Annotated in this window: 21 protein-coding genes and 5 tRNA genes; 10 read left to right on the forward strand and 16 right to left on the reverse strand. The window is 45.2% G+C overall.

The window, feature by feature from the left end; genetic code table 11:
• Positions 1–48 precede the first annotated feature (48 nt).
• The 8 genes from HYN46_RS09785 to HYN46_RS09820 form a co-directional block, all read right to left on the reverse strand.
• Positions 49–1,008, reverse strand: coding sequence for an ELM1/GtrOC1 family putative glycosyltransferase (locus HYN46_RS09785; protein WP_114899216.1), 960 nt, complete (start codon positions 1,006–1,008; stop codon positions 49–51).
• Between the two features lie 204 nt (positions 1,009–1,212).
• Positions 1,213–2,145, reverse strand: coding sequence for a branched-chain amino acid transaminase (locus tag HYN46_RS09790; RefSeq protein WP_114899217.1), 933 nt, complete (start codon positions 2,143–2,145; stop codon positions 1,213–1,215).
• 55 nt (positions 2,146–2,200) lie between these two features.
• Positions 2,201–4,990 (reverse strand): bifunctional [glutamate--ammonia ligase]-adenylyl-L-tyrosine phosphorylase/[glutamate--ammonia-ligase] adenylyltransferase, encoded by a 2,790-nt coding sequence (glnE, locus tag HYN46_RS09795; protein WP_114899218.1) that lies wholly within the window; start codon positions 4,988–4,990, stop codon positions 2,201–2,203.
• Between the two features lie 91 nt (positions 4,991–5,081).
• Positions 5,082–5,477, reverse strand: a complete 396-nt coding sequence (locus HYN46_RS09800) for a VOC family protein (protein WP_114899219.1) — start codon at positions 5,475–5,477, stop codon at positions 5,082–5,084.
• Between the two features lie 67 nt (positions 5,478–5,544).
• Positions 5,545–6,345 (reverse strand): signal peptidase I, encoded by an 801-nt coding sequence (gene lepB, locus HYN46_RS09805; RefSeq protein ID WP_228254792.1) that lies wholly within the window; start codon positions 6,343–6,345, stop codon positions 5,545–5,547.
• A gap of 206 nt (positions 6,346–6,551) precedes the next feature.
• Entirely contained in the window at positions 6,552–7,004 is a 453-nt protein-coding gene (locus HYN46_RS09810) for a limonene-1,2-epoxide hydrolase family protein (protein ID WP_114899220.1), read from the reverse strand.
• A 61-nt stretch (positions 7,005–7,065) separates the two neighbouring features.
• Positions 7,066–9,258, reverse strand: coding sequence for a molybdopterin-dependent oxidoreductase (locus tag HYN46_RS09815; protein ID WP_114899221.1), 2,193 nt, complete (start codon positions 9,256–9,258; stop codon positions 7,066–7,068).
• A 285-nt stretch (positions 9,259–9,543) separates the two neighbouring features.
• A complete protein-coding gene (locus tag HYN46_RS09820; RefSeq protein WP_162818148.1) occupies positions 9,544–10,005 on the reverse strand; it encodes a hemerythrin domain-containing protein in 462 nt (153 codons plus the stop codon).
• Between the two features lie 317 nt (positions 10,006–10,322).
• Here HYN46_RS09820 and HYN46_RS09825 point away from each other — a divergent pair, with 317 nt between their 5' ends.
• Positions 10,323–10,616: a hypothetical protein gene (locus HYN46_RS09825; RefSeq protein WP_114899223.1), complete on the forward strand. Its 294-nt coding sequence runs from the start codon at positions 10,323–10,325 to the stop codon at positions 10,614–10,616.
• Positions 10,617–10,704: 88 nt separating this feature from the next.
• Positions 10,705–10,830, forward strand: a complete 126-nt coding sequence (locus HYN46_RS17530; protein WP_265935976.1) for a hypothetical protein — start codon at positions 10,705–10,707, stop codon at positions 10,828–10,830.
• An 89-nt stretch (positions 10,831–10,919) separates the two neighbouring features.
• Here the strand turns inward: HYN46_RS17530 and HYN46_RS09830 are convergent.
• The 5 genes from HYN46_RS09830 to HYN46_RS09850 all read right to left on the reverse strand — a co-directional run bounded on the left by HYN46_RS09830 (position 10,920) and on the right by HYN46_RS09850 (position 12,264).
• A tRNA-Asp gene (locus HYN46_RS09830) sits at positions 10,920–10,996 on the reverse strand.
• Positions 10,997–11,040: 44 nt separating this feature from the next.
• Positions 11,041–11,116 (reverse strand) — tRNA-Val (locus HYN46_RS09835).
• A gap of 140 nt (positions 11,117–11,256) precedes the next feature.
• Positions 11,257–11,333: transfer RNA gene (locus tag HYN46_RS09840), tRNA-Asp, on the reverse strand.
• A 44-nt stretch (positions 11,334–11,377) separates the two neighbouring features.
• Positions 11,378–11,453: transfer RNA gene (locus HYN46_RS09845), tRNA-Val, on the reverse strand.
• 319 nt (positions 11,454–11,772) lie between these two features.
• Positions 11,773–12,264 carry a L,D-transpeptidase gene (locus HYN46_RS09850; RefSeq protein WP_114899224.1) on the reverse strand — a complete coding sequence of 164 codons (492 nt, stop codon included), beginning with the start codon at positions 12,262–12,264 and terminating at the stop codon, positions 11,773–11,775.
• A 200-nt stretch (positions 12,265–12,464) separates the two neighbouring features.
• Here HYN46_RS09850 and HYN46_RS09855 point away from each other — a divergent pair, with 200 nt between their 5' ends.
• Together HYN46_RS09855 and HYN46_RS09860 are read left to right on the forward strand one after the other, a co-directional pair.
• Positions 12,465–13,901, forward strand: a complete 1,437-nt coding sequence (locus HYN46_RS09855) for an aldehyde dehydrogenase family protein (RefSeq protein WP_114899225.1) — start codon at positions 12,465–12,467, stop codon at positions 13,899–13,901.
• A 309-nt stretch (positions 13,902–14,210) separates the two neighbouring features.
• Positions 14,211–14,456: a GlsB/YeaQ/YmgE family stress response membrane protein gene (locus tag HYN46_RS09860; RefSeq protein WP_114899226.1), complete on the forward strand. Its 246-nt coding sequence runs from the start codon at positions 14,211–14,213 to the stop codon at positions 14,454–14,456.
• Between the two features lie 107 nt (positions 14,457–14,563).
• Here the strand turns inward: HYN46_RS09860 and HYN46_RS09865 are convergent, their stop codons facing one another.
• Together HYN46_RS09865 and HYN46_RS09870 are read right to left on the reverse strand one after the other, a co-directional pair.
• The gene (locus HYN46_RS09865; RefSeq protein WP_114899227.1) at positions 14,564–15,784 is read right to left on the reverse strand and encodes an argininosuccinate synthase; all 1,221 of its coding nucleotides are present in this window, start codon (positions 15,782–15,784) and stop codon (positions 14,564–14,566) included.
• Between the two features lie 188 nt (positions 15,785–15,972).
• The gene (locus HYN46_RS09870; RefSeq protein ID WP_114899228.1) at positions 15,973–17,244 is read right to left on the reverse strand and encodes a GGDEF domain-containing protein; all 1,272 of its coding nucleotides are present in this window, start codon (positions 17,242–17,244) and stop codon (positions 15,973–15,975) included.
• Between the two features lie 233 nt (positions 17,245–17,477).
• Between HYN46_RS09870 and pyrC the strand changes: the two genes are divergently transcribed.
• Genes pyrC through HYN46_RS09885 form a run of 3 tightly spaced genes read left to right on the forward strand, consistent with a single transcriptional unit; the run spans position 17,478 to position 20,849 of the window.
• Complete coding sequence (gene pyrC / locus HYN46_RS09875) at positions 17,478–18,575, forward strand: dihydroorotase (protein ID WP_114899229.1); 1,098 nt, start codon at positions 17,478–17,480, stop codon at positions 18,573–18,575.
• Positions 18,572–19,273 carry a ribonuclease T gene (gene rnt, locus HYN46_RS09880; RefSeq protein ID WP_114899230.1) on the forward strand — a complete coding sequence of 234 codons (702 nt, stop codon included), beginning with the start codon at positions 18,572–18,574 and terminating at the stop codon, positions 19,271–19,273. The genes pyrC and rnt overlap by 4 nt, the downstream gene beginning before the upstream one ends.
• A 43-nt stretch (positions 19,274–19,316) precedes the next feature.
• Positions 19,317–20,849 carry an ATP-dependent DNA helicase gene (locus HYN46_RS09885; protein WP_114899231.1) on the forward strand — a complete coding sequence of 511 codons (1,533 nt, stop codon included), beginning with the start codon at positions 19,317–19,319 and terminating at the stop codon, positions 20,847–20,849.
• Here HYN46_RS09885 and HYN46_RS09890 read toward each other — a convergent pair.
• Positions 20,794–21,651, reverse strand: coding sequence for an NAD(P)H-hydrate dehydratase (locus tag HYN46_RS09890; RefSeq protein WP_114899232.1), 858 nt, complete (start codon positions 21,649–21,651; stop codon positions 20,794–20,796). The two genes, HYN46_RS09885 and HYN46_RS09890, sit on opposite strands and share 56 nt — an antisense overlap.
• A gap of 176 nt (positions 21,652–21,827) precedes the next feature.
• Between HYN46_RS09890 and HYN46_RS09895 the strand changes: the two genes are divergently transcribed.
• The 3 genes from HYN46_RS09895 to HYN46_RS09905 all read left to right on the forward strand — a co-directional run bounded on the left by HYN46_RS09895 (position 21,828) and on the right by HYN46_RS09905 (position 24,708).
• Positions 21,828–21,903 (forward strand) — tRNA-Glu (locus HYN46_RS09895).
• A gap of 183 nt (positions 21,904–22,086) precedes the next feature.
• On the forward strand, positions 22,087–23,457 hold the full coding sequence (radA, locus tag HYN46_RS09900) for a DNA repair protein RadA (protein ID WP_114899233.1): 1,371 nt from the start codon (positions 22,087–22,089) through the stop codon (positions 23,455–23,457).
• A 237-nt stretch (positions 23,458–23,694) separates the two neighbouring features.
• Positions 23,695–24,708 (forward strand): Tim44 domain-containing protein, encoded by a 1,014-nt coding sequence (locus HYN46_RS09905; protein ID WP_114899234.1) that lies wholly within the window; start codon positions 23,695–23,697, stop codon positions 24,706–24,708.
• Positions 24,709–24,744 lie beyond the last annotated feature (36 nt).

Here is a 24,744-nt window from a genome sequence, read left to right on the forward strand (position 1 = left end):
ATAATAAATGAATAACTTTCATTTAATACGACTATTTAATGAAGTACATCAATTTATCCTGTCTAATTTTGTGAGCAACCAATCGACTGCACGATCGGCCTCACGCAAAGGTTCCGCATTGTTAAAACCTTCACCTTTTAAATACTCTGCCAGCGGTAAAAAAATATGCTGCTCGGCCAGTAAATCCGTTGCTTGTGTCACGGTATCTTTTTTGATTTGTGGCATCTTTAACAAACCAACCTGACATCCTGCGGTCAATGCCTCAAACAACATGGACCCGCTATCTTGTGTCACCCAAACGATCTCGGCAAGTTGCAGTTGCTCAAATAGCCAACCCTGCGGTGTTTCAGAGACGGGAAAAATCTGAAGATGAGGAAGATTTTGCTGTGAAAGGTGTGATACGAAGGAATCCGGTGTACGTCTTGAAGTCGTCAAAATAATCGTTTGAGCTTGGTCTTTTTGACTTAAATTCGACACTAAATCATTAATCTGCTTGATGAGCTGCGCTTCAGACCAATCATAGCGCTTTGATGCACCACCAATTAAGATCAAATGGCGATGCGCAATATGACGGTGTTCGTTGATCAGAGGATTTAATACCCCTTTAGAAATCAGCACATGGTCGGGTACTGACGGATTTTGGTCAGAATAATCATGTGCAGGAACGATGGCATAATCAAACCAATTCGCAGGCAAGGTCGGTCTCATGAGAACGACACTTTTAGCAGCCGGAAAACATTTTTGCAGTAGGATTAATATCCAATGCGTTGCATGACCCACGCCAACGATCAAATCAGGCTCATGGAGTCTCATCAACGATTGAGGGAGCTGCCCTAAGCGGCCATGTGATAACCAATAAAGTAATAATGAAAACTTAGAAATGCCTTTGACCGAGATATCTTCGACATGAATCGTTATATCGCGACGCTCTAAAGCCACAAATAGACCACGTGCTTGTGCAACATGACCGGCTTTACCATCGGAGAGATGCCAGATATTCATAACCATGGAGATTTGTCGTTGTTATTGAAATCAGATGTGATGAATAAAATCATGTCATTCACCCAAAACCCTTCACTTTTAGTATACCAAGCTATCCATATTAAAAAGATGTGATTTGATCTTCAAACACACTGATCAAATCACATCCTATAGGCTTTTCTTTGACATGAAGTGAACGGTATTCGCTCACTTCATGTCGATCATGATGACTTATACGTAAGTCAGCCAATCTTGATGCTTCGGATTTTTTCCAGCAACCGTATCAAAGTACAGCTGTTGTAATTGTGCAGTAATCGGACCACGTGTGCCTGCACCAATTTGACGACCATCCACTTCACGAATTGGTGTCACTTCAGCAGCAGTACCGGTAAAGAAGGCCTCATCCGCAATGTACACCTCATCACGCGTTAAACGTTTTTCAATCACTTCAAAGCCTAAGTCATGTGCCAAAGTAATTAAAGTTGCACGCGTAATTCCGTTTAAGCAGCTAGTGACTTCTGGGGTATAGAGCACACCATCACGAACGATGAAAATATTCTCACCTGAACCTTCAGCCACATAACCTTCCGGATCAAGCAACAACGCTTCATCCGCCCCTGCAGAAAGTGCCTCTTGCAGTGCAAGCATGGAGTTACTATAGCTACCAGTCGCTTTTGCACGAGTCATGGTGATGTTGACATGGTGACGTGTGAAAGAGCTTGTGCGAACCACGATTCCACGCTCTAATGCCTCTTGACCCATATAGGCAGGCCATTCCCACGCGGCTACGCTGACACGTACAGTCAGACCCGTAGCACGGAGTCCCATCGCTTCAGAGCCATAGAATGCCAGCGGACGGAAATAAGCAGATTTCAGCTTATTTTCACGGACCACACTGATATGCGCAGCATTGATTTCATCTTGAGTAAAAGGAATCTTCATACCCATGATATGCGCCGACTCAAACAAACGACGGGTATGCTCTTTCAATTTAAAAATTGCAGTTTTCGGTGCTTCGTCTGTGCCCGTGTTATACGCACGCACGCCTTCAAACACACCCATACCATAATGCAAAGTATGTGTTAATACATGAACTTGCGCATCACGCCAAGGAACTAATTTACCATCAAACCAAATAAAACCATCACGGTCAGCCATACTCACGGCAGAATCTCCACAAAATTGAGAAAACAAAAAAGGTACTACTCCAAGGCAGCCGCTAATCAGCTGTTGGATCAATTAATTGTTGCCAGAGGGCGCGAACCGTCGTGCGGGTATCCAGCCAATCCGCCGCTTGGACTTGCAATGATTGATTTGCAAGAGCGAGACGATGACTTTCAAAACGTTCGCGTAAATACGCATCCGTCAAGGCATTCGCATCGGCGCGGGATAAGCGGCCAGCTGTTGCCAAGGCGTCTAATATACGTACATTGTCTGAGTAGTGGGCTAAAGCAGGTTCAGCATTAGCCCAAGCCAACACCCCATATTGTGCCATAAACTCAATATCGACGATACCGCCAGCATCTTGCTTTAGATGAAAAAAACCATTTTCTTGTTGTGTTTTTGATGATCCGAGATGATCTTGCATCTTTTGACGCATCGCCCGCACCTCTTCGCGCACAACCAGTGGATCACGCGGCAGTGTCAAGATTGCCAGTCGAATCTGCTCAAAAGCATCCCGTACAGTTTGATCCCCAGCCACACTTCTAGAGCGCGCCAGTGCCTGATGCTCCCATAGCCAAGCACTTTTCTGCTGGTAAAGCTCAAAAGCATGCAGACTTGAGACCAAAAGTCCCGCCTGTCCAGACGGACGAAGACGCGTATCCACTTCATAAATCCGTCCATCCAAAGTCTGGGTGGATAACATTGTCATCATTTTTTGTGCAAGACGCGCGCAGAACTGAAAACCGCTCAATGGTTTTTCACCATCGGTATCCGCCTGTTCATCCACATCATGCAAGAAAACCAGATCCAGATCGGAGCTATAGCTCATCTCAATGCCGCCCAACTTGCCATAACCGATGATGGCAAATTGCGGATGAGCACTGTTGGCCCGCTCGCCATTGAGGTTCTCTCGATAATTGGATGCACGTAGCGGCCAACCATGTCTTGCCACCAATGGCGCTAATGCCAGTTGCAATACGGTCTCCAGTACCACTTCAGCGATATCTGTCAATGCATCACTGATTTTCATGAGTGGCCTTTCAGCAAGCACATCACTTGCAGCGACTTGTAAAACATGACTCTTTTTAAATAAACGCAAAACACGCATCTGCTCTTCGACATCGTCGCGCTCAATACGCAGTAGCTCTTGACGCAGTGAATCCGACAAATCCTCACGGCTTGGCAATTGATACAGATCAACGGCCAAGAACTCATCCAGAAGAACCGGATAACGCGTCAGCTCCTCGCAAATCCATGGACTGGCGTGCACCATCCGAACAAGGTTCAGTAATGCTTTCGGATTTTCTAGTAAGAGCACCAAATACACACTGCGCCGTACAACCGCTTCAATGAGCGGCAATAAACGGAGCAAAGTCGTTTGGATTGCTTTTGGCTCACTCAATGACAATAAAGCATCAAGTAATTGCGGCCAAAAGGCCTGTAAGCGCTCACTCGCAAGCGTAGGCAAACCTTGAATCAAGCGACTATCCCAGAACGCTTGTAATTGAACTCGCGCCTCATCATCTAGATGACGATGTAACGTTTGACTAAGTTCTTCTAAATTTAAGCTTCGTTGCTGCACCCGTCTATCTGCAACAACATCAGCAAACTGAGCACGCACGCTATCGCGTACCTGTTCAAGAGACTCAAGCAACGATGCCCAGTCCGAGAAGTTTAGGCTTTCTGCCAATCGCTGCTGTAAAGCATGATCCACAGGGAGATGCTGGGTTTGTTGGTCATTTTGAGCCTGAATACCATGTTCAAGACGACGCAAGAACAGATATGCCGAACTGAGCTCTTCGACATCGTCAAGCGGCATGAGCTCTAACTGCCCAAGTTGATCAAGAGCAGATAAGCAATTGGCAACGCGTAATTCACGCCATGTACCGCCATAAATGAGCTGAAAAGCCTGCACAATAAACTCGATCTCGCGAATCCCACCTGAGCCCAGCTTGATATCACCTTGAACATTTCGTCTGATTTGCTCGCGCTCAATCAAACCTTTCATCTCACGTAATGCTGCAAATGCCGAAAAATCGACATAACGGCGATAAACAAAAGGTCGTGTCATTCTGAGTAAATTGTCACCAGATACGCCGCCCGTAATTATCCGTGCTTTGATCCAGGCATAGCGCTCCCATTCGCGACCATGTTGTTCAAGATAACGTTCAAGGGACACATAGTTACATGCCAGTGCGCTGCCATCGCCCCAAGGACGCAAACGCATATCTACCCGAAACACAAAACCATCTGGGGTAACCGTATCGAGTAAACGAATGACCGCTTGCCCCCACTGAACACAAAACTGCTGAATGCTGGTCGACCGTCGTCCGGTGGTTTCCCCAGACTCGTCAAAAGCAAAGATAAGATCAATATCACTGGATAGATTGAGTTCTCGTGCGCCAAGCTTGCCCATGCCAATGACAATTAAGTCCTGCACCTGACCATCATCACCGACAGGCTCACCATACTTTTCAACAAGCTGTGGTCGAGAAAAGTTAACGGCTTCTTGAATGGCAACATCAGCAAAATCAGATAACTCACGGGTCAAGGTCACCACATCAGTCAATTGATTGGCATCCTGCCATATCCAGCGAAACATCAAGCGTGCACGCAGACGACGGATGACTTGCATCCACTCAGGCTCCGTTGAGATGTCTTTTAAAACCTGCTGAGTGAGTGCACGAATGTCCTCAAGACTCAAACTTAGCTTGAATTGATCGATATTAAAATCGGATTGAATGGCTTCAGGCTGTTGTTGAAGAACTTGATTAGCGTAGTTACTTGCTACTAAAGTTTTACGTAACTCGACATCAGGAAGATGAGCAGGTGCGTTAATAGTCATATCCGTATGGTTTTCAATGTTGAATCAGCACTTACCATAACGTGAGGCGCTATGAGCAAGCAAGTGTAAAGTAGTGAGTTACACTTAAAGACTACTTCAAAATCTGCCAAGCTGCATTTTGAAGAACGACACGATATCCATCAAAATCAATAAACGTTAGACCTCTTGCATCCCAATAAGGATTGAATGAAGAAGCCTGTTTAAATCCTGCATCCAGCATCCGATCACAAGCACCTTGCCACTCCTCACTGTCATCAATATAAAAAACGATAAGATCTTCGTGGGTTGGCGAAGGATATACTGGGCTCTGGAGACAATGAGTAAACTCAAAATGGTAATCCATTCCAGGCATACCGAGCATCACGCCATCGAAGCCCTCATGATCTTGAAAGTCGCCAATAACATGCAATCCCAAACCACGGGTATACATTGAAATCGTTTGCTTAAGATTACTCACAGGACGAGCAAGCCTCAGATGATAAGGCATGGGGAATCTCTCACATATTTAAACAAGATTAAATTCGCGGTAATGATTGGAACCCAATCAAAAAGAATCAATTCAAGCTTGAAGCAAATCGCTCAAATCTTGGCTGCCAATTCTGGGTGATATCAGCCGATGCAATCACACCCACAGCACGACCAATTAAAAGTTCACGAGGAACCATGCCAAAATAGCGTGAATCCGCACTGTTATCCCGATTGTCACCTAACATTAAATAATGATCCGCTGGAATGACCATGGGCGCAAAACTATCGCGGGCATCACCTTGTTGTGGGCGGAGCCACTGAATCACATGCTTGGCTTGTCCGTCGCTCTCATCTAAACGAAGTGCATTCAGCGTCAGATTCGGCTTCACCTGTTCACTGACAATACCAATAGGCGCATATGTTTCTGGTTTTCCATTGACGATGAGAATCTTGTCTCGCATTTCAACGGTATCACCGGGTACTGCAACCAATCGCTTGATTAAACGTTTATCGTCCTTTGGCGAAAAGAAGGTGACGATATCTCCCCGTTTTGGATCACCGGTATGGGCTAACACCACGTTGGTCAGCGGGAATTTTAAATTGAAGGCTAAGCGATTCACCAAAACTACATCACCTTCAAGTAATGTCGGTCGCATAGATCCTGAAGGAATGGGATTCCAGTCTGCAACAGCCGTGCGAAACAAACCAAAGAGCATCAAAAAAATTAAGAATCCGCGATTATTTCGAATAAATGCCTGCATACGAACCTCTCGAAAACTGGAAACTATCTGCATCAAAATCGACTCATTCTTTATTACGGAATTGTGCTGAGCCACTGCAGGCAAGACTGGTAAGAAATAATCATGAATCACCATGCGCTTGAGCATGTTGTATCAAATTTAAAATGAAGTTTTGTGATTTTTTATACAGGATATGACAGCGATCATGTAAGCACTGTGAACTGATCTTTTATAGATTCTAAATACTTAAAAATACTGGATGATCAACTGATATACAGATCAATTCAAGAAAAAGCATGGCATCCCTAAACAAGCGCTCAATACTTAATGAGCACTTGTTATCTATTAGCAAATTAAGACTCTAACGAGATAGGCAATGAGGGGCGAAATTTAGGCAAGGGTACAGCAACAACTCCACGCAACGTTCCTTTTGCAATATTGAACCAATCAAAATAATCACGCCACAACACAATCTGGCCTTGCTCTACGCGAAATGTGCCGCAAACCCAAAATGCAACATGCAATGGCCCCACTTCGATCACATCAGTACGCTCGGTCATCACAACATTTCCATTGGTTGCTATCCGATGGATTTGAACTTGAAAGCCCGTTTTTTTGCCGAGCAACCGCTTAAATAAATTTGATACAACTCGCCCACCTTTGATGGTGGGTAGAGATACATTGGTATAGCGTAAATTTGGAGCCAAAAGTGCTGCAATCCGATCATGGTCCTGCTCCTCAAGCGCATGTAGGAAACTGGTCACAATCTCTTCTGGAGAAACCGTGGGTGCCGTATAAATAGTCATTTAAATTACCCTTTATGAAAATTGGCTATTGGATCAAAAACGTCTAAGATCCGAGCTGTTATTAACTGACCGCCTCAACTACGACAGCCATACCATTTAATACAGACATCCCTGTAATCGCATCAATGAATTGATCATCGGTAATATCATTCAGACTCACGCCTGATACTTTTCGCGCCGTATCTAAACGCACACCTTTCCGATCATGCCCCCAGCCATGAGGGACACTGACCACACCTGCCATCACCTGCTGCGTTATTTCCGCAGGTAACTCAATACTGCCCACCCGCGAACTGACGCGCACATGCTGCCCTTCACTAATCTGTAAACGCACGGCATCATCCGGGTGTAGCATTGCGGTACAACGCCCTTTACCTTTGATCAAACGATGTGAATTGTGCATCCATGAGTTATTACTCCGGACATGGCGACGACCAATGATTTGCATTTGATCAGTTGGCGTTTCTGACAATTTAATACGTGCGCGGTCTATATCCTTCAGGTATAAATCGGGAATGATGTTAATTGCTTGTTTACGCGCAGATAATATATTCGCTTTCAAAGCGCCTAAATCAACGCCATGAGGGTTTAAACGCAGCGTGTTTAAACTTAAGCCTTGCTTATCGGGAGACAGCACTGTTTTGATTTTTTGTAGCAACGTACTCTTCGGACGCAGTAAGGGAGAATGACTGCCATAAGGTCCTGTCCGTAAAATCAAATCGATTCCGGCATCAAGACCCAATCGATCAATGACTTGAAATACTCTGTCACGTACAAAACGTTTAGCCCCACTAGAATCTTTCAAACGCTGAGTGAGAGCCAATAGAATCTGCCAATCATGTTGACTGCCTGCTGGGGCTGCAAACAAAGCAGGCGACCACTTTGCGACATTGCGTACCGTCAGTGCGGCTAAGCCCACTTCCATGTGGGAGCGCTCAAGCGCACTTGTTGGTGGTAAAATAATATGGGCATGGCGCGTCGTTTCATTGATATAAATATCTATTGAAACCATAAAGTCTAGTGAGGCCAATGCTGTATCCAACTGGCGTCCATTGGCTGTGGAAAGAACTGGATTACCGGCATGGGTAAATAAAGCCCGAATTTTTCCTTTTCCTTCGGTTAATATTTCCTCCGCTAACGCTGAAGAGGGTAACTCACCGCCAAAAGAAGGCAATTGACGTACTCTAGAACGACGACGGCCATACTCTCCTTTTGAACCAAATTTCAACATATCCATGGGTGGTGTCGCGAACATCATCCCACCTTCCCGATCCAGATTACCCGTTAAAACATTGACAACATGCAACAACCAAGTGGTCAGTCCACCAAACTCCTGTACACAGGCACCTATCCGACCATAACAAGCCGCACGCTCTGCTTGAGCAAACGCACGCGTTAACTCGCGGATTTGATCCGCAGCAATTCCAGTCAAAGCCGACACGGCTTCAGGTGTAAACTCGGCAAGTGCTGCTTGTAACACGTCTAAATCGTCATTAGGAATCGACAAATCGCGTAAGCGAACTAATTTTTCGGCAAACAAAACTTGAATCATCGCCGCCAAGAAAAAGAAATCAGTCCCTGGACGAATAAACAGGTGCTCATCCACTTTTTCAGCAGTTTCGGTTTGTCGTGGATCAATCAGTACCACCCGGCCACCGCGCTCGCGAATCGCTTTGATTCTCCCCATAGGATCACCCGCACTCATCAAACTACCATTTGACGCTGCTGGATTGCCACCGACAATGAGAAAGAAATCAGTGCGGTCTAAATCAGGTACAGGGAATAAAAGCTGATGATTAAACATCTGTAAATTGGCCAACATCGTTGGCAACTGATCAGCGGAGGTCGCACTAAAGGTCTTCTTGGCCCCAAGGGCATGAATGAAAGAGGGTACAAGCAAAAGTGCGGGTGTATGGACCGTTGGATTCCCTAGATACGCGGCAATGGATTCACCACCATAGGTCTTACGAATTTTCTTCAGATTGTGCTCAATGGTCTCATAAGCCTCTTCCCAAGAGATTTTGACAAAGTCATCGCCCACACGTTTGACAGGATGTCTGAGGCGATCAGGATCCTCATGCAAATCTTTTAATGCGACTGCTTTAGGGCAGATATGGCCACGAGAAAAGCTATCGTCTTTATCCCCTTTAATCGACAGAATCTCGCCATCTTGGTGGGTAATCACAACACCACACATCGCTTCACATAAATGACATGTACGAAAGTGCTGCTCAGGGGCTTTTAAAACAGTCATGGCCTTGGCTCCGTGCTGTGGCTGAGTCGTTATATGACGACTAATATAGATATTGAACTTTAAGCATCATATATTGACAACAATTACTGTCAACATAATTTATCGACGCAACAGACATAGATTCCAGTAAAAAATTTTTATCAGAAACTCTATCATTCAGAAAACTAAATACGAATAAAGGCCAGATCCATTCACTGATCTGACCTTTATTCGTTTGAAATCCATATCAAACACGGCACAGCGCACTCAAGCCAAAATAAGATAAACATGCGCCATAAAGTACTATTAATCGACTTTTTCTGCACCCTTCAGCATACGAACCCCCAACTCATCAAGATCGATATCAGAGCGTTTCAATAAAGGAAAAAAGCAACTTTCCATATCACCAACATAGATCTCAAATCGCTGAGAAAGTACCTTAATGGTCGCATCAAAAAGCTCATCGTCAGGACTCATATTCTGCAACTTTGCAATCAGCTCTTTGAAACCGACATGAGCCACGATTGCCTCATCAATCAGGTCTTGTCCACGCGTAATTTTGGTTGCGATGAATGGAAAAAAAACATTCTCCTGAATAATCATATATTTTAATAAATCCCGACGTAAGAACTTGGCAAATTTTTCTTTTAATCGGGAGTCCCCTTCACCTAATTCTAAATAATCAGTAAATAGTTCACCAATTTTACGATGATCCGTTATCAATACATCAATCGCATTGGGCGAATTAACGATAACTTGAGTATTCATGATTGATCTCCTCGATTTCTTTTTAATCCAGAATATTGAACTACCCTTCATCCTATTGGCTCTATGGATCAATTCACGCCTGTTTATGTTTTCTATTATTAGGTTTAACGTATATTTCAAGACTTCAGTGCGCTTACCAATTCACATTTTGTACTTCTGCAACGCAATAGAGACACAAAAAAAGCGCAATCGTTAGCGTAATAAGTGAGTTCTGTATACCTTACTCGACTACATATTGATCAGTCGGCAGGGTCTGTAGATACTGTAAATGCCAGCTTGTTTTGGCAATTATGAAAATTAGTCCAATGGAGTTTCACATGAAAAGATTATTACTCGCAGCCCTCGTCGGTATTTCAATCAATGCTTTTGCCGATGATCCCCCTGCAACAACCAATCAAAGCCCTGTAAGCCAATCAAGTCCTACAGATAAATCCGCTTCCGAGCCCGCCCAAGAATCAAGCTCTCCTTATCAGAAAAAAGCTCACCAAGAGCATACCCCGCCTAGTTCGACTTTTCCTCGTCAAGATTCCACCACCTCACCTAATCCTCCGCCTATAAACCCGGAGCAAGCACCTCCCACTCCACCAGATACTCCGCGCGCTAAATACTAGTTGATATAGACGTAACGCTAGGATCCCGTCAATCTGGTTCTTAGCGTTAATTTAATATCAAATTAAACATATAGAAGGGAGATACATCATGAAAAGCATACTTATCGCTGTACTTATCGCATCCTGTGCGCTAATTCAAATCTCTTGCAAATATGATGGCAAGCCAACAACAGCAGAGCCTACAGCTCAAACTCCTGCAACTAGTACGAGCTGATCTAGTCACATCAATAAACCAGCACAAAAAAGCCCTTAAGCAATACTGCTTAAGGGCTTTTTTATCTACGGAAGTAGAGTACAACAATATGGCGCAGCGGACGGGACTCGAACCCGCGACCCTCGGCGTGACAGGCCGATATTCTAACCAACTGAACTACCGCTGCTAGGTCTAGCTAAACTTTACTGATATCACAAACTTGAGCAATATTGGTGGGCGTTGACGGGCTCGAACCGCCGACCCGCGCCTTGTAAGGGCGCTGCTCTACCAACTGAGCTAAACGCCCAATAATTGCTGACGTTGTTTGTGTTTCAGTACTCATTCAACGTGGGGGTATCATAGCATTAAGTTACTAATATTGCTAGTTTTTAATGCTACTACTTTATAAAAGAAAAAACCCGCTCAAGGCGGGCTTTTTCTTTTATATGGCGCAGCGGACGGGACTCGAACCCGCGACCCTCGGCGTGACAGGCCGATATTCTAACCAACTGAACTACCGCTGCTAGGTCTAGCTAAACTTTACTGATACCACAAACTTGAGCAATATTGGTGGGCGTTGACGGGCTCGAACCGCCGACCCGCGCCTTGTAAGGGCGCTGCTCTACCAACTGAGCTAAACGCCCAATATTGCTTACGTTGTTTGTGTTTCTGTGTTCGTTCAACGTGGGGTGCATTATAGAGAGTTCTTAGACAGTGTCAACGGTTTTAAAAGCTTTTTCCTAAAAAGACGCCTGACTGTTCAAAAGCCGTACAACTCGACATTCAAATGAACCATTAAATATACAATCGCCTGTTTTATATGCATTTTATTTAAACTTTCGTTTTAAAAAGAATATTGCCACTTCTAGACTAATTATTGACCACTCGGTGTACGTAGACTTTTCTAGCCGTTTGATGATGTCGCTCCGGCCACCGAACCAATGGCTTTTTCACCACCTAACGCTACTCTATAATATTAACAGTGACTCCCTCTTCGACTCGCACAAATAAATCAATGAGCTCGTGATTATGCATACGAATACATCCATGTGACTTAGCAACACCCATAGGTTCACTGTCAGGCGTACCATGAATATAGATATAGCGCTGATGAGAGTCCACATTGATGCCGTCATCATTCACGCCATGATTAAATCCCGGTTCACATCCCGTCAACCAAAGGATTCTGGTTAATATCCAATCCCGATTAGGGTGGGCTTCTGCAAGCAACGAATCATAAATCTCACCTGTAAATTGCCGACCACGCAGCACAGCATTGATTGGCAAGTCCTCGCCAATTTTTTCACTAATGACATGCAAGCCTCTCGGTGTTCTTTCACTGCCTTCAATTTCGCCCACACCATTTAATGCCGTAGAAACTGGATAAACCAATGCCTGCCCATCACCAAAAAAAGTCAATGTTTGCTGTGCGATATCAATCTCAATGTGGGGCATAGGACACTCTTTAAGACTCAATGAATAACAAGGTTAAAAATGGGGATACACCCTCTTCATTTCATCAATGTGGTAGGCTTTGCCCGCTATGAGATGCATACTTTTAAGAATTAAATATTCTCAAAAAATGTCTTCATCATACTGACCGCGAACAGCTATACTCATAGGTACATTAAATATGAAGAGGCACAAGGATAGCCATGAACAGCCCATTTTCACAAGAGCCGCTACAGGCCGATACTACAACTATCCAACACGCTTTTGCCGCTCAAGCAGCAACAGCTATTCGCTTACGCCAATCGACTAAGGCTGAGCGCATCGAGAAGATCAAAGCATTAAAAGCCGCGCTACTCACTCATCAACAAGAAATCATCGCGGCAGGTTTTGCAGACTTTGGTAAGCCTGCTACTGAAGTTGAACTGACAGAGATACTGCCCGTCGTCGCCGAGGCCAACGATGCCATTCGTAAATTAGGCGGCTGGATGAAACCCAAAAAGGTTTGGCCGTCACGAATGATGGTCGGTACGACTGGTTATACCCAATATGAGCCTAAAGGACGTGTGCTCATCATATCGCCATGGAACTATCCCGTGAACCTGACTTTAGGCCCCCTAGTTTCTGCGATTGCAGCGGGCAATACCGCGATCATTAAAACATCTGAAATGACCCCACACCTGTCGAGTGTGATTACACAGATTATCAAGCAAACATTTGATCCGAGTGAAATCGTAGTGTTTGAAGGCGATGCCAGCGTTGCACAAGCGTTACTTGAACTCCCCTTCGACCATATCTTCTTCACCGGATCGCCAAACGTTGGCAAAATCGTCATGGCAGCTGCCGCGAAGAACCTTACCAGCGTCACGCTAGAACTAGGTGGCAAGTCACCAACAATCATTGATGAAAGTGCTGATTTGGCTGTAGCTGCTCAAAATACTCTATGGGCAAAATACACCAACAACGGTCAAACATGTATTGCGCCAGATCATATCTACGTCCACAACAAGGTCAAAGATAAATTTTTAGAGCATTGTGTCGCCACCTTAGAAAAGACCTACGGCAAAAACACACTTCAGATTCAAAGTCCTGATCTGGCCCGCATCGTCAATGATCGTCATGTGAGGCGTGTCAAACATCTACTCGATGATGCAGTCACCCGCGGTGCCAAAGTGGTTACCGGCGGCCAAATCGATGAAACACAGCGTTATATCTCACCAACCATCCTAGATGGTATTCCGCAAGATGCAGATATTATGCGTGAAGAAATTTTCGGCCCCCTACTTCCCATTATCGGTTTTGATCAACTCGATACTGTCATTGCCAAGATCAACGCAGAACCCAAACCACTTGCGCTTTACGTCTGGAGCAAGAATAACGACAATATTCGTAAGGTCCTGCAACAAACGTCTTCTGGTGGTGCCTGCGTCAATCACAGCGTGGTTCAATTCCTACATGGCAACCTGCCATTTGGAGGCGTCAATAACTCTGGAATTGGCAGTGCGCACGGCTACCATGGTTTCCTTGCCTTCTCTCATGAGCGTGCGATTGTGCGTAACTGGCTGATGCTGGCAAAAATGTTCTTCCCACCCTACACCAACTTGACACGCAAACTGATTGCGCTGTTCATCAAAACGGTCTAATAGCAAAAATTTAATAAAAACAAGCCTCCATATTTGGAGGCTTTTTTACACTCCCGCCCCAAAACTCACGAATTGTTACGGAACTCTCTGCAAACTCGGGTGTTTTTTCATCAATACCAACCTCATGATTAATACAGGAGGCTGGTAAAACATTAAAAATATTTATTTTTATATGATTTGAACAGCCAAATACACATCATCAAAGATGCTCAGCTAGAAGAAATATGAATGCTGACTGGGCAGAGAATGATTGGAAATAGTGCGTTTCAATTGGAAACGACACGATCCACTTTATAAAAGGAATATCTTATGAGCTTTCTCTGGTTCTTATTGATTGGTCTAGTCGCGGGTTGGCTAGCTGGCTTACTGGTTAAAGGCGGTGGTTTCGGTATTATCGGCGATATGATCGTTGGTGTACTTGGTGCCTTCATCGGTGGCTTTATATTCACCAAACTGGGTGTTTCTGCTGGTGGCGGTACGATTGGCAGCATCATCGTGGCCACGATCGGCGCAATCATTTTGATCTTCATACTGCGCTTGATCAAGCGAGCCTAGCAAAGACCTAAGATCACATTCACTTAGTATGTGATTCTCATATTCAACAGATTCAAAAGAAAAAAAAGCGAACCTAAAGGTTCGCTTTTTTTAAGTTCCAAAATGGATTAATCCATTTTGCGACCTTTGCTTGCTGCGATACGTAAACGTAAACCATTCAAACGGATAAATCCTTCCGCATCTTTTTGGTTATAAGCGCCACGATCATCTTCAAATGTTGCAATATTGGCATCAAATAATGAATTATCAGACTTACGGCCAGCAACAATAACGTTGCCTTTGTACAGTTTGACACGCACTACACCATTAACCGGTGCTTGTGACTCATCGATCATCACCTGTAGCATTTTACGCTCAGGGCTCCACCAGTAGCCGTTGTAAACGAGGCTAGCGTAACGTGGCATCAATTCGTCTTTGAGATGAGCAACTTCACGGTCCAGTGTAATGGACTCAATCGCACGATGTGCACGCAGCATGATGGTACCCGCTGGTGTCTCGTAGCAACCGCGTGACTTCATACCCACATAGCGATTTTCAACCAGATCTAATCGACCGATACCATGCTTGCCGCCCAGTTCATTCAATTTAATCATCACTTCTGCAGGCGTCATGGTAACACCATCAATCGCAACGATATCACCCGCTTGGTAGCTGAGTTCAACGTATTGCGGTGCATCTGGTGCTTTCTCAGGACTCACTGTCCAGCGCCAGATATCTTCTTCCGGCTCCCAGTATGGGTCCTCTAAGCCGCCGCCTTCATAGGAAATATGCAGAAGATTAGCATCCATAGAATAGGGCGATTTTTTGCCTGATTTTGCAAAATCAATCGGGATATTACGCTCTTTTGCATAGGCCATCAGCGTTTCACGAGAGGTCAAATCCCACTCGCGCCAAGGCGCGATGGTCTTAAGATTTGGCGCAAGCGCAAAAGCGCCTAACTCAAAGCGTACCTGATCATTACCTTTCCCAGTTGCGCCATGGCTGATGTATTCAGCACCATGCTCTTTTGCAATCTCAACCAGACGCTTAGCGATCAAAGGACGCGCAATCGATGTACCCAGTAGGTATTCACCTTCATAAATCGCGTTGGCACGGAACATAGGGAACACATAATCGCGTGCAAATTCTTCACGCAAATCTTCAATGTGAATCGATTTCACACCCATTTGCTGTGCTTTTGCACGAGCAGGTTCAACTTCTTCACCCTGCCCGATATCTGCGGTGAACGTAATCACTTCCGCATCATATTTCTCTTGCAGCCATGTCAGAATGACTGAAGTATCCAAACCGCCCGAATAGGCCAGTACGACTTTGCGTTTTTCCGCCATGAATAATGTTCCAGTATGCATTAGAAAATTTAAACAGCACGACGAGCAGACTATCCCAGCGTATAAGAAAGCCCTGCTCTAGTATCAAATTCAGAATCGACGCATTCTACATGAAACCAACATGCCGCGCAGCACATCCAAGGCGCTTAAATCACATGATGGAGAAGAATATTGTACAAAGCGAGGCGTTACATTCGATGATATTCACGAACCCGGTGGCGACCATCAGCTTTGGCTTTATAAACCGCTTCATCGGCTTGATTGATTAACTCAGCAATCGTTACTTCAGAATCAACAAAGCTACAGGTCGATACACCAATACTGACGGTCACAAATTTAGCAGTTTTAGATTTTTTATGTTCAATGTTGAGTGCATCAACCGCAGCAAGCACTTTATCAGCAACAGTCTTTGCACCTGCGACAGGCGTATTGGGTAACAATACCAAGAACTCTTCGCCGCCATAACGCGCAGCCAAGTCGGTACTGCGATGCAAAAACAACTTCAGCGTCTGTGCCACTTGATGCAACGCTTCGTCACCTTGTAAATGTCCATAGGTGTCGTTATAAGTCTTGAAATGATCAATATCAATGAACAACACAGACAGCGGCTCGCCGGAGCGCTGTGCCCGCTCCCACTCTTCATCCATTCGTTCATTAAAATAGCGACGATTTGCAAGTCCTGTGACAGGGTCTTCGCGTGATAAACGCGTCAACTTATCACTCATATCTTCTGCTTGCAGTTTATCCAACTCAAGCAAGCGTGACTGAAGAAAGCTGACACGCTCTTTAGCAATATTCACAGTACTAACGACTAATCCGACTAAATTAATCAGCCCAACATAGTAGACATAACGCACTAACTCTTCGTTGGAATACCAGATAAAGTCAAAATTTGCAGTTCGGAAATAAGCGATTGCCAACGCGAGCAACCCGGCAGATAGCCCCACAGCAAAGATAAAGCGCGGTTTCATCCCAATGATGAAATAGACCAAAATATAAACAAGAACAACATCATAGGTCGCAGCTTGAGAGACCCACGGCGTTTTAAACTGTAATGAGAAATAGGACGTTGAGAGCACACCAAAGAAAGAAATGGTGCCCATAATGGCGTAGAAATACTGATGAAAAAAAGATCGCTTCAAAAGTGCAGGGAGCGTTCCTAAACATAAGATGCCAATCGCATACATATAGGCAAGGTTGTATAAATCCTGCGTCCGAAAATAGCTCCAACTGAAGTAATAGACGATTGGAAGGTTAAGCACTCCTAAAATGAGATAAACAATGGCACCAGGGAAAATAAAACCATTGATCATACTTGTCGAACGTTCGGCAAGGGTACGCCAGAATGCAGACTCCATTTCAGGTTGAAATGAACGCATGAGAAAACGTTGACCTGATAGCAATTCGCGTATCAGTACATCTTCTTTAGGTATTGGCGTGGCGGGTGGTTTATTTTTCAAGTCCGTCTCATCTAAAGAACTGAATCCTTATAAATCAATTTTTCATATTTCCTTGTTCACACATTAACAAAAAAAACGCCCTACCGATAGAATATTTGATAGCCCCGCAGCATCAAATTACTTGTTTTTTTTAGTAGCAAATGAATATCTTAAAGTTAATGCATCGATTTTGCCGTGTTTTACGGCGCTATTTCGACTATCATGATACAAAAGTTTTATGAGTATTTTCACCCGTGACAACACCTCGCACTGCCAATCTAACAACACTAACGATTACTCAACCAGACGACTGGCATATTCATTTACGGGATGGATTAGCACTCGAACGCACTGTGCCGGATATTGCAAAAACGTTTAATCGTGTCATCTGTATGCCGAATCTCGTGCCTCCTGTCAAAACAGTCGAAGAAGCGGAGTCCTATCGCGCACGCATCATGGCACATGTGCCTAAAGCCCATGGAGCAGAAGTCGCATTTGATCCTCGTATGGTGCTCTATCTCACAGACCATACTGATCCTGCTGAAATTCTAAAACTCAAAAACTCAAGCCACGTACAAGCAGTCAAACTCTACCCAGCAGGTGCAACAACTAACTCACACTCGGGTGTCAGCGACTTATCTAAAGTGTATGACGTGATTGCTCAAATGGAAGAACATGGCGTACCGTTCCTTCTACATGGTGAAGTGACCCATAATCATGTTGATATTTTTGATCGCGAAAAACGTTTTCTCGATGAAGTGCTTGAGCCACTTCTTAAACGCTTCCCGCGTTTAAGACTCGTCCTTGAGCATATTACAACGGGTGATGCTGCAGCTTTTGTGCAAGCACAAGGCGCCAATGTTGGGGCAACGATCACCCCGCAACATTTACTATTTAATCGTAACCACATGCTGGTTGGCGGTATTCGACCACATTTTTATTGCTTGCCCATCTTAAAACGTCAAAGTCATCAAACCGCTTTGATCGAAGTGGCGACAAGTGGTAATCCTAAGTTTTTCTTAGGCACAGATAGCGCACCACACGCACAGGATAAAAAAGAAAATGCTTGTGGCTGTGCCGGTTGCTACACTGCACCTTTTGCCATTGAACTGTATGCAGAAGCCTTTGAACAGGCAGGAAAACTGGATAAATTAGAAGGATTTGCCAGCTTCTTTGGTGCAGACTTCTATGGTCTACCGCGTAATACCCGCACAATCACCTTAGTAAAAAATGAACAGATTGTTCCTGAATCCTTTGCATACTTCGGGGATCAAAAACTGGTTCCACTCCGCGCCGGTGAAACACTCACATGGTCTATCCAACAAGATGCAACGCATGGATTCAGCTCATGAGTGAATTAACACAACCAAATAATGACGCTGCGCCAAGCAAACCACGCCCGATCATTGGACAGCGTTTTAGAGGATTCCTGCCTGTTGTGGTTGATGTTGAGACTGCAGGAATGGACGCCAAAACCAATGCATTGCTAGAAATCGCATGTATCCCGATCCTGTTTGATGAAAATCACCAGCTTGTTCCCGGTGAAGCCGTTCATGCACACATTAAACCGTTTGAAGGTGCCAAGCTTGATCAGCGCTCACTAGACTTCATTGGCATTGATCCCTTCAACCCTTTCCGCATGGCCGAAGAAGAAAAACCAGCATTACTACGAATTTTCAAATCCCTAGAAAAAACACGCCGCGAACAAGGTTGTAATCATTGTGTTTTAGTGGGACATAATGCCCATTTTGACCTTGGATTCTTACAAGCTGCTGTCGCACGTACTCATACCAAGAATCAAACACCGTTTCATAGTTTTTCGGTCTTTGATACCGTGACCCTTGCAGCGGCAGCCTATGGCCAAACTGTTTTGGCACGCGCCTGTCAGGCCGCTGGGATTCCATTTAGCAATGGCGAAGCCCATGCAGCACTGTACGACACCCAAAAGACCGCTGAGCTATTTTGTAAAATCGTCAATGCTTGGCCAGTCATGCAAGTGCTGGGTGCCGCAGAAGGCACTGAAGAAAATGCAAATGATGAATCGGAATAATCCATTTCCAGCAAGTATTCATAGTCGACTATTTTAGCCGCGTATGAAACCTGAATCTTTGATGGCGCTTACTGCTGAGGCTGGTTTTGTTTTTAACCAGCTATTAGATCTTCACGACTCACATGACGGTATAGACGACCTCAATCTTGATGAATTTCGCTATAGCAAAGATATTGCAATGCCTATCAAAGAGCACCTTCAATCTTCAGATCTATCAAAGATTGATGTGCTGCCTGAATACCTGCTGATCAAGCAGCTAATAGATCGAAACTTTCCGCTAATCTTTGTTACTGGCGGTGCAGGTACAGGCAAAAGTACCTTTATTAAATGGCTCATGAAGCAGTTTCGCGGCTCAGCACTGCTGAGCGCCCCGACGGCAATGGCAGCCATTAATATTGATGGCAAAACCCTGCATTCCCTTTGCCAACTCCCCCCTGCTTGGATTGTTAAAAAAGACATCAAAAGCACACCGCATCGGACTGACATCAAAGAAGCAAAGCTCCTGATTATCGACGAGATCTCGATGGTCACGGCTAACCTCTTGGACGGCGTCAGTGCTTTTTTAAGGCAAAATCGTGACGGTAATAGTGCATTTGGCGGAATGACCGTAATCATGGTCGGTGATCTCTTCCAACTCCCGCCAGTCGTTAGTGAGTCTTCAAAGCCATTATTTGATCGCATTTATGGCTCAGCCAAATTCTTTAAAGCCCGCTGTCTACGCAATACACCGTATTATGCAGTTGAACTTAAAAAAACATTCCGTCAATCCGATCAGGCATTCGTCAATATTCTGACCAAGATTCGTGAGGGAATTGACCTTAAAGAGTCTCTCGCACTGCTGAATGCTGGATGCACCATTACCGATACACCGCCTATAGATGCCGTTTGGCTCTCTCCGCGTAACGCCGAAGTTGATACGCGCAATCATCGCGAACTGAGTAAATTGGATGCCTCTGTACAAAGCTATACGGGACAATTAACAGGTCAATTTAAAGCGGACCGACTCCCCTCGCCGATGGAGCTGGTTTTAAAGATCGGCGCACAAGTCATGTTTACCAAGAACGACCTGAATCGACGCTGGATCAATGGTTCTGTCGGAACGGTTAAAAAGATGACCGCTGATAAAATTACAGTCGTCATGTCTGTTTCCAAGCAAACCGTGGAAGTCGAACGCGATGAATGGCAAGAATATCAATACCGTTGGGGGATGATCGACGAGGAAATTGAGCGCTATGAAACCGGAAGCTATATCCAGTTTCCACTAGTCTTGGCTTGGGCCATGACCGTGCATAAAAGCCAAGGGCGTACACTTGAAAAAGTTCACTTGAATCTCGGTGCTGGTGCCTTTGAAACAGGACAAACTTACGTTGCGTTAAGTCGCTGCCGCACACTTGAAGGTCTATCACTCGCAAGACCATTGACCGAAGCAGACATCATGGTAGATCAAGAATCCAAAGACTTTTACCAACACTTACGTGCAGTGATTCATAAGCTCCCTGCCGAAACCATGCTGGACAAAATCAAAGAGCAGACGAAGAAACCAGCGGATGCAAAAGACGATTCAATACCTGACTAATCAACCTCGGCATGGCGCTCGCAGTCAGGCCAATATCCCCTCGCGCTTGCTCGACATATAAATCACCCGCAAGCCCATGAATATAAGCGCCTAAACTTGCTGCTTCAAAATGATCAACACCTTGGCCCAACAATGCTGCAATCACGCCAGTCAAAACATCACCCTGTCCTGCAACAGCCAATGCTGGCCCGCCACTGGAATTAACAACATATTCACCGCTGGGATGAAAAACGATACTCTGATCGCCTTTCAATACAACAATACTGTGATAACGCTCGGCAATTCTTTCAGCGGCTTTCAAACGATTGTCTTGAATATCTGCCGCATCGCACCCTAGCAACCGCCCTGCTTCTGCTGGGTGAGGCGTTAAAATAGCCATAGATGTCCGATTGTGTAGCTGATTGCGATAGTTGTCTGAGCGTGAAATCATATTTAAAGCATCGGCATCGAACACAGTCGGAATATGACTTTGCATAAAACTGCGCTCAATGGCAGTGTGAGCAACGGTATCTGCACCCAATCCCGGACCTACGGCTAAAGCAGTCGCTTGTGTTAAATCTCCATCATAAGATCGAATCATCAACTCTGGTGCAAAAGGATCAACGGCAAGTCGCTGATCAACCACATTTAGCCAAACCTTCCCTGCACCCGCAGCAAAAGCAGCGCGTCCACTGAGTAACGCAGCGCCCAACATCCCGATGTTTCCTCCAATCACAGCAACACTGCCGTGACTGCCTTTATGACTATCAGGCGTTCTAATAATCTGCTTCAGTATCAGTATATTGACATCGCGCTGAGCCATCCGTCATTTCCTTGTTTACGCTTAGAGCATCAAAATCTGAGTATAACTGCTTTTAAATTAAGCAAAATTCAATTATTTTAGGTTAATTTCATTAAACGTTCATATCCTGATCAGCATTCTCTTGACTTCCCCCCGTATTTCTCTAAAATACGCGCCTGTTGTATGCATTGCCTTTAGTCCCCATCGTCTAGAGGCCTAGGACATCACCCTTTCACGGTGAGTACCGGGGTTCGAATCCCCGTGGGGACGCCAAATTCGAATGATGTTTAAATCGGCAGTATCAAAGCACGATTTAAAATCAGAAAAAAGCCTATCAGTTTAGCTGATAGGCTTTTTTTTATGGCCTAAAACCACCATCATAACAACCAGCTCTTTTTAATATTTTTAGATGATAGCCATGCTGCTGTATTTTCAATCATTCCCAATGAGTTCAACATGAGCAAAGTAAAAACCATCTATATCTGCCAACACTGTGGAACCAGCCATCCAAAATGGTCTGGGCAATGCAGTGATTGCGGTGAGTGGAATTGTTTGGTCGAGGCCCGACCAGAACCCACCACGACTCATCGTGCGAAAAGCATGAATAATGGGGGCTATGCTGGACAGGCAGCAACGGTGACGCGATTGGATCAAATTACAGTGAGCCGTGAATCACGACTGACTACAGGTATAAGCGAGTTTGATCGTGTGCTGGGCGGTGGTGTTGTGAATGGCTCAGTGGTGCTCATCGGAGGTGATCCTGGCATTGGAAAATCAACCATCCTTCTCCAAACAGCCACCCATATGGCACAAGGTGAAAAAGCTCTCTATGTCACGGGTGAGGAGTCTTTATCTCAAGTCGCCATGCGTGCCAAACGGTTAGAGCTTCCAACGGATCAACTCAAAGTGATGGCAGAAACATCTGTTGAAACGATCTGTGCGACCTTAACTGCAGAAAAACCCGCTGTTGCTGTGCTGGACTCTATCCAAACGCTTTTTACCGAAACCTTGCAATCCGCACCGGGCGGCGTCGCCCAAATTCGTGAGTCTGCAGCCATTCTCACTCGCTATGCAAAGCAAACAGGTACTGCCCTATTCCTCGTCGGTCACGTCACAAAAGAAGGTGCCTTAGCTGGTCCGCGTGTGCTTGAACATATGGTCGATTGCGTTCTTTATTTCGAAGGCGAATCGGATTCGCGATTTAGGATGATTCGTGCAATAAAAAATCGTTTTGGCGCAGTCAATGAACTGGGCGTCTTTGCCATGACCGATCGCGGTCTACGTGAAGTCGCTAATCCTTCCGCCATCTTCTTAAGTCGCTACGATGAGGCGATTCCCGGCAGTATCGTGATGATCAGTCGTGAAGGAACTCGTCCACTGCTTGTTGAAGTGCAAGCCTTGGTAGATGACACACAAGGCCAGCCACGACGCGTAGCATTGGGATTGGATCAAAATCGCTTGGCCATGCTGCTTGCAGTCATGCACCGCCATGGCGGAATTCATACCAATGGACAAGACGTCTTTGTCAATGTGGTCGGCGGAATCAAAGTTTTAGAGACAGGCTCAGACCTAGCCGTACTCCTTGCGATCGCATCAAGCCTCAAAGGTCGTGCGCTGCCGCAAGAACTCGTAGTCTTTGGTGAAGTCGGGCTTTCTGGTGAAATCAGACCTGTGCCGAACGGTCAGGAACGCTTGCGTGAAGCAGTTAAGCATGGCTTTAAAAAAGCCATCGTTCCAAGAGGCAATGCGCCGAGGCAAGCGATAGATGGAATGGAAATCATCAGTGTAGGTCGCCTACATGAGGCGCTAAGCGCTGCATTTGATTAAACATCTCCCACATGGGATTTGAATATGCTCTCTGGGTCGTATACATGTATTTTTCAATGGTCTGATTCAAATTCATACCAATTGCAACTTCATCACTACGATATTTTTTAAATTATATGTTAGGTTATGAACGGTATGAGGGAGGCTTGCAAAAGCCAAATCCCCTATGCGCACTACAACATTGTAGTCTTAGACTGTATTCAATAAATATCACATCATTTTTAGGAAATGATTAACATGAAATTAAATACTCGCACCGTTGGATCAATGCTCATGATGGCGACCCTTGCGTTGTCACCATTGGCTGAGGCGAAACGTATCGGTGGCGGTAGTAGTTATGGGATGAGTCGTTCTTCTTCAAGCCACTCATCAAGTTCATATGGCAGCTCAAACAACAGTGGCGGCACTGTAAGACCCTACCAGCAGCCTGCTCAACAGCAAGCCGCTCCACAGCGCTCAGGTCCCGGTTGGGGTGGCGTAGCGGCGGGTGTTGCTGGTGGCGCATTGCTCGGTTCCATGATTGGACACTCCAACAATGCCAATGCAAATACCACGGCAGCTCAACCCGCACAAACCGAAAATGGTTCTGGTGCTTGGAATCAAGCTCAGCCTGCTGAAAAGAAAGGTGGATTTCCTTGGTTTTTGCTGATCGTCTTGGCAGGTGTTGGTTATTTTGTTTATCGTCGTTTTGCAGCAAAAAAGCCCGCACTGGCGAGTAACGCCCCAGCTTCAGCAAGCCCATTTGGTTTCGGCAATAGCAATGCAACACCGCAACCGTTTCCATCAAGCGGTAGCAACACCAACATTTTTGGTCAAGCGGTAGGTGGTGGTGCAAGTAACGCTGGTTTCGGTTCGCCTGCACCGTTCACCAGTAACGGACAAACCCTGCCTGATGGTACTGAAAATGCGGTGTTCTTGCGCCAAGCACGTGCAACGTTCTTGCACATGCAAACCATGAACAGCTCAAGCAACTTGGAAGAACTCCGCCGTTATTTCACTCCTGAAATGTTTAATGCGGTGCAATCTGACATTGCGAATAACCATGACACTGCGGAGTTTCCACAGTTAAATGCTCAAATTGTGGACAGCGCTCAAGAAAATGGTCAGTACGTTGTCAGTGTCTTGTATAGTGGAACTGTCAGCGAAGATGTTAACTCTGCGCCTACGCCATTCAGCGAAACATGGCACTTCGTACAAACCATTGGCAGTACTGATCGCAAGTGGTTAGTGGCGGGTATTCAGCAAGGCTAAACCAAGCCTTCATCAAGCACTACTACTAAAAAATCC

This window comes from Aquirhabdus parva (assembly GCF_003351745.1).
GTDB lineage: Bacteria > Pseudomonadota > Gammaproteobacteria > Pseudomonadales > Moraxellaceae > Aquirhabdus > Aquirhabdus parva.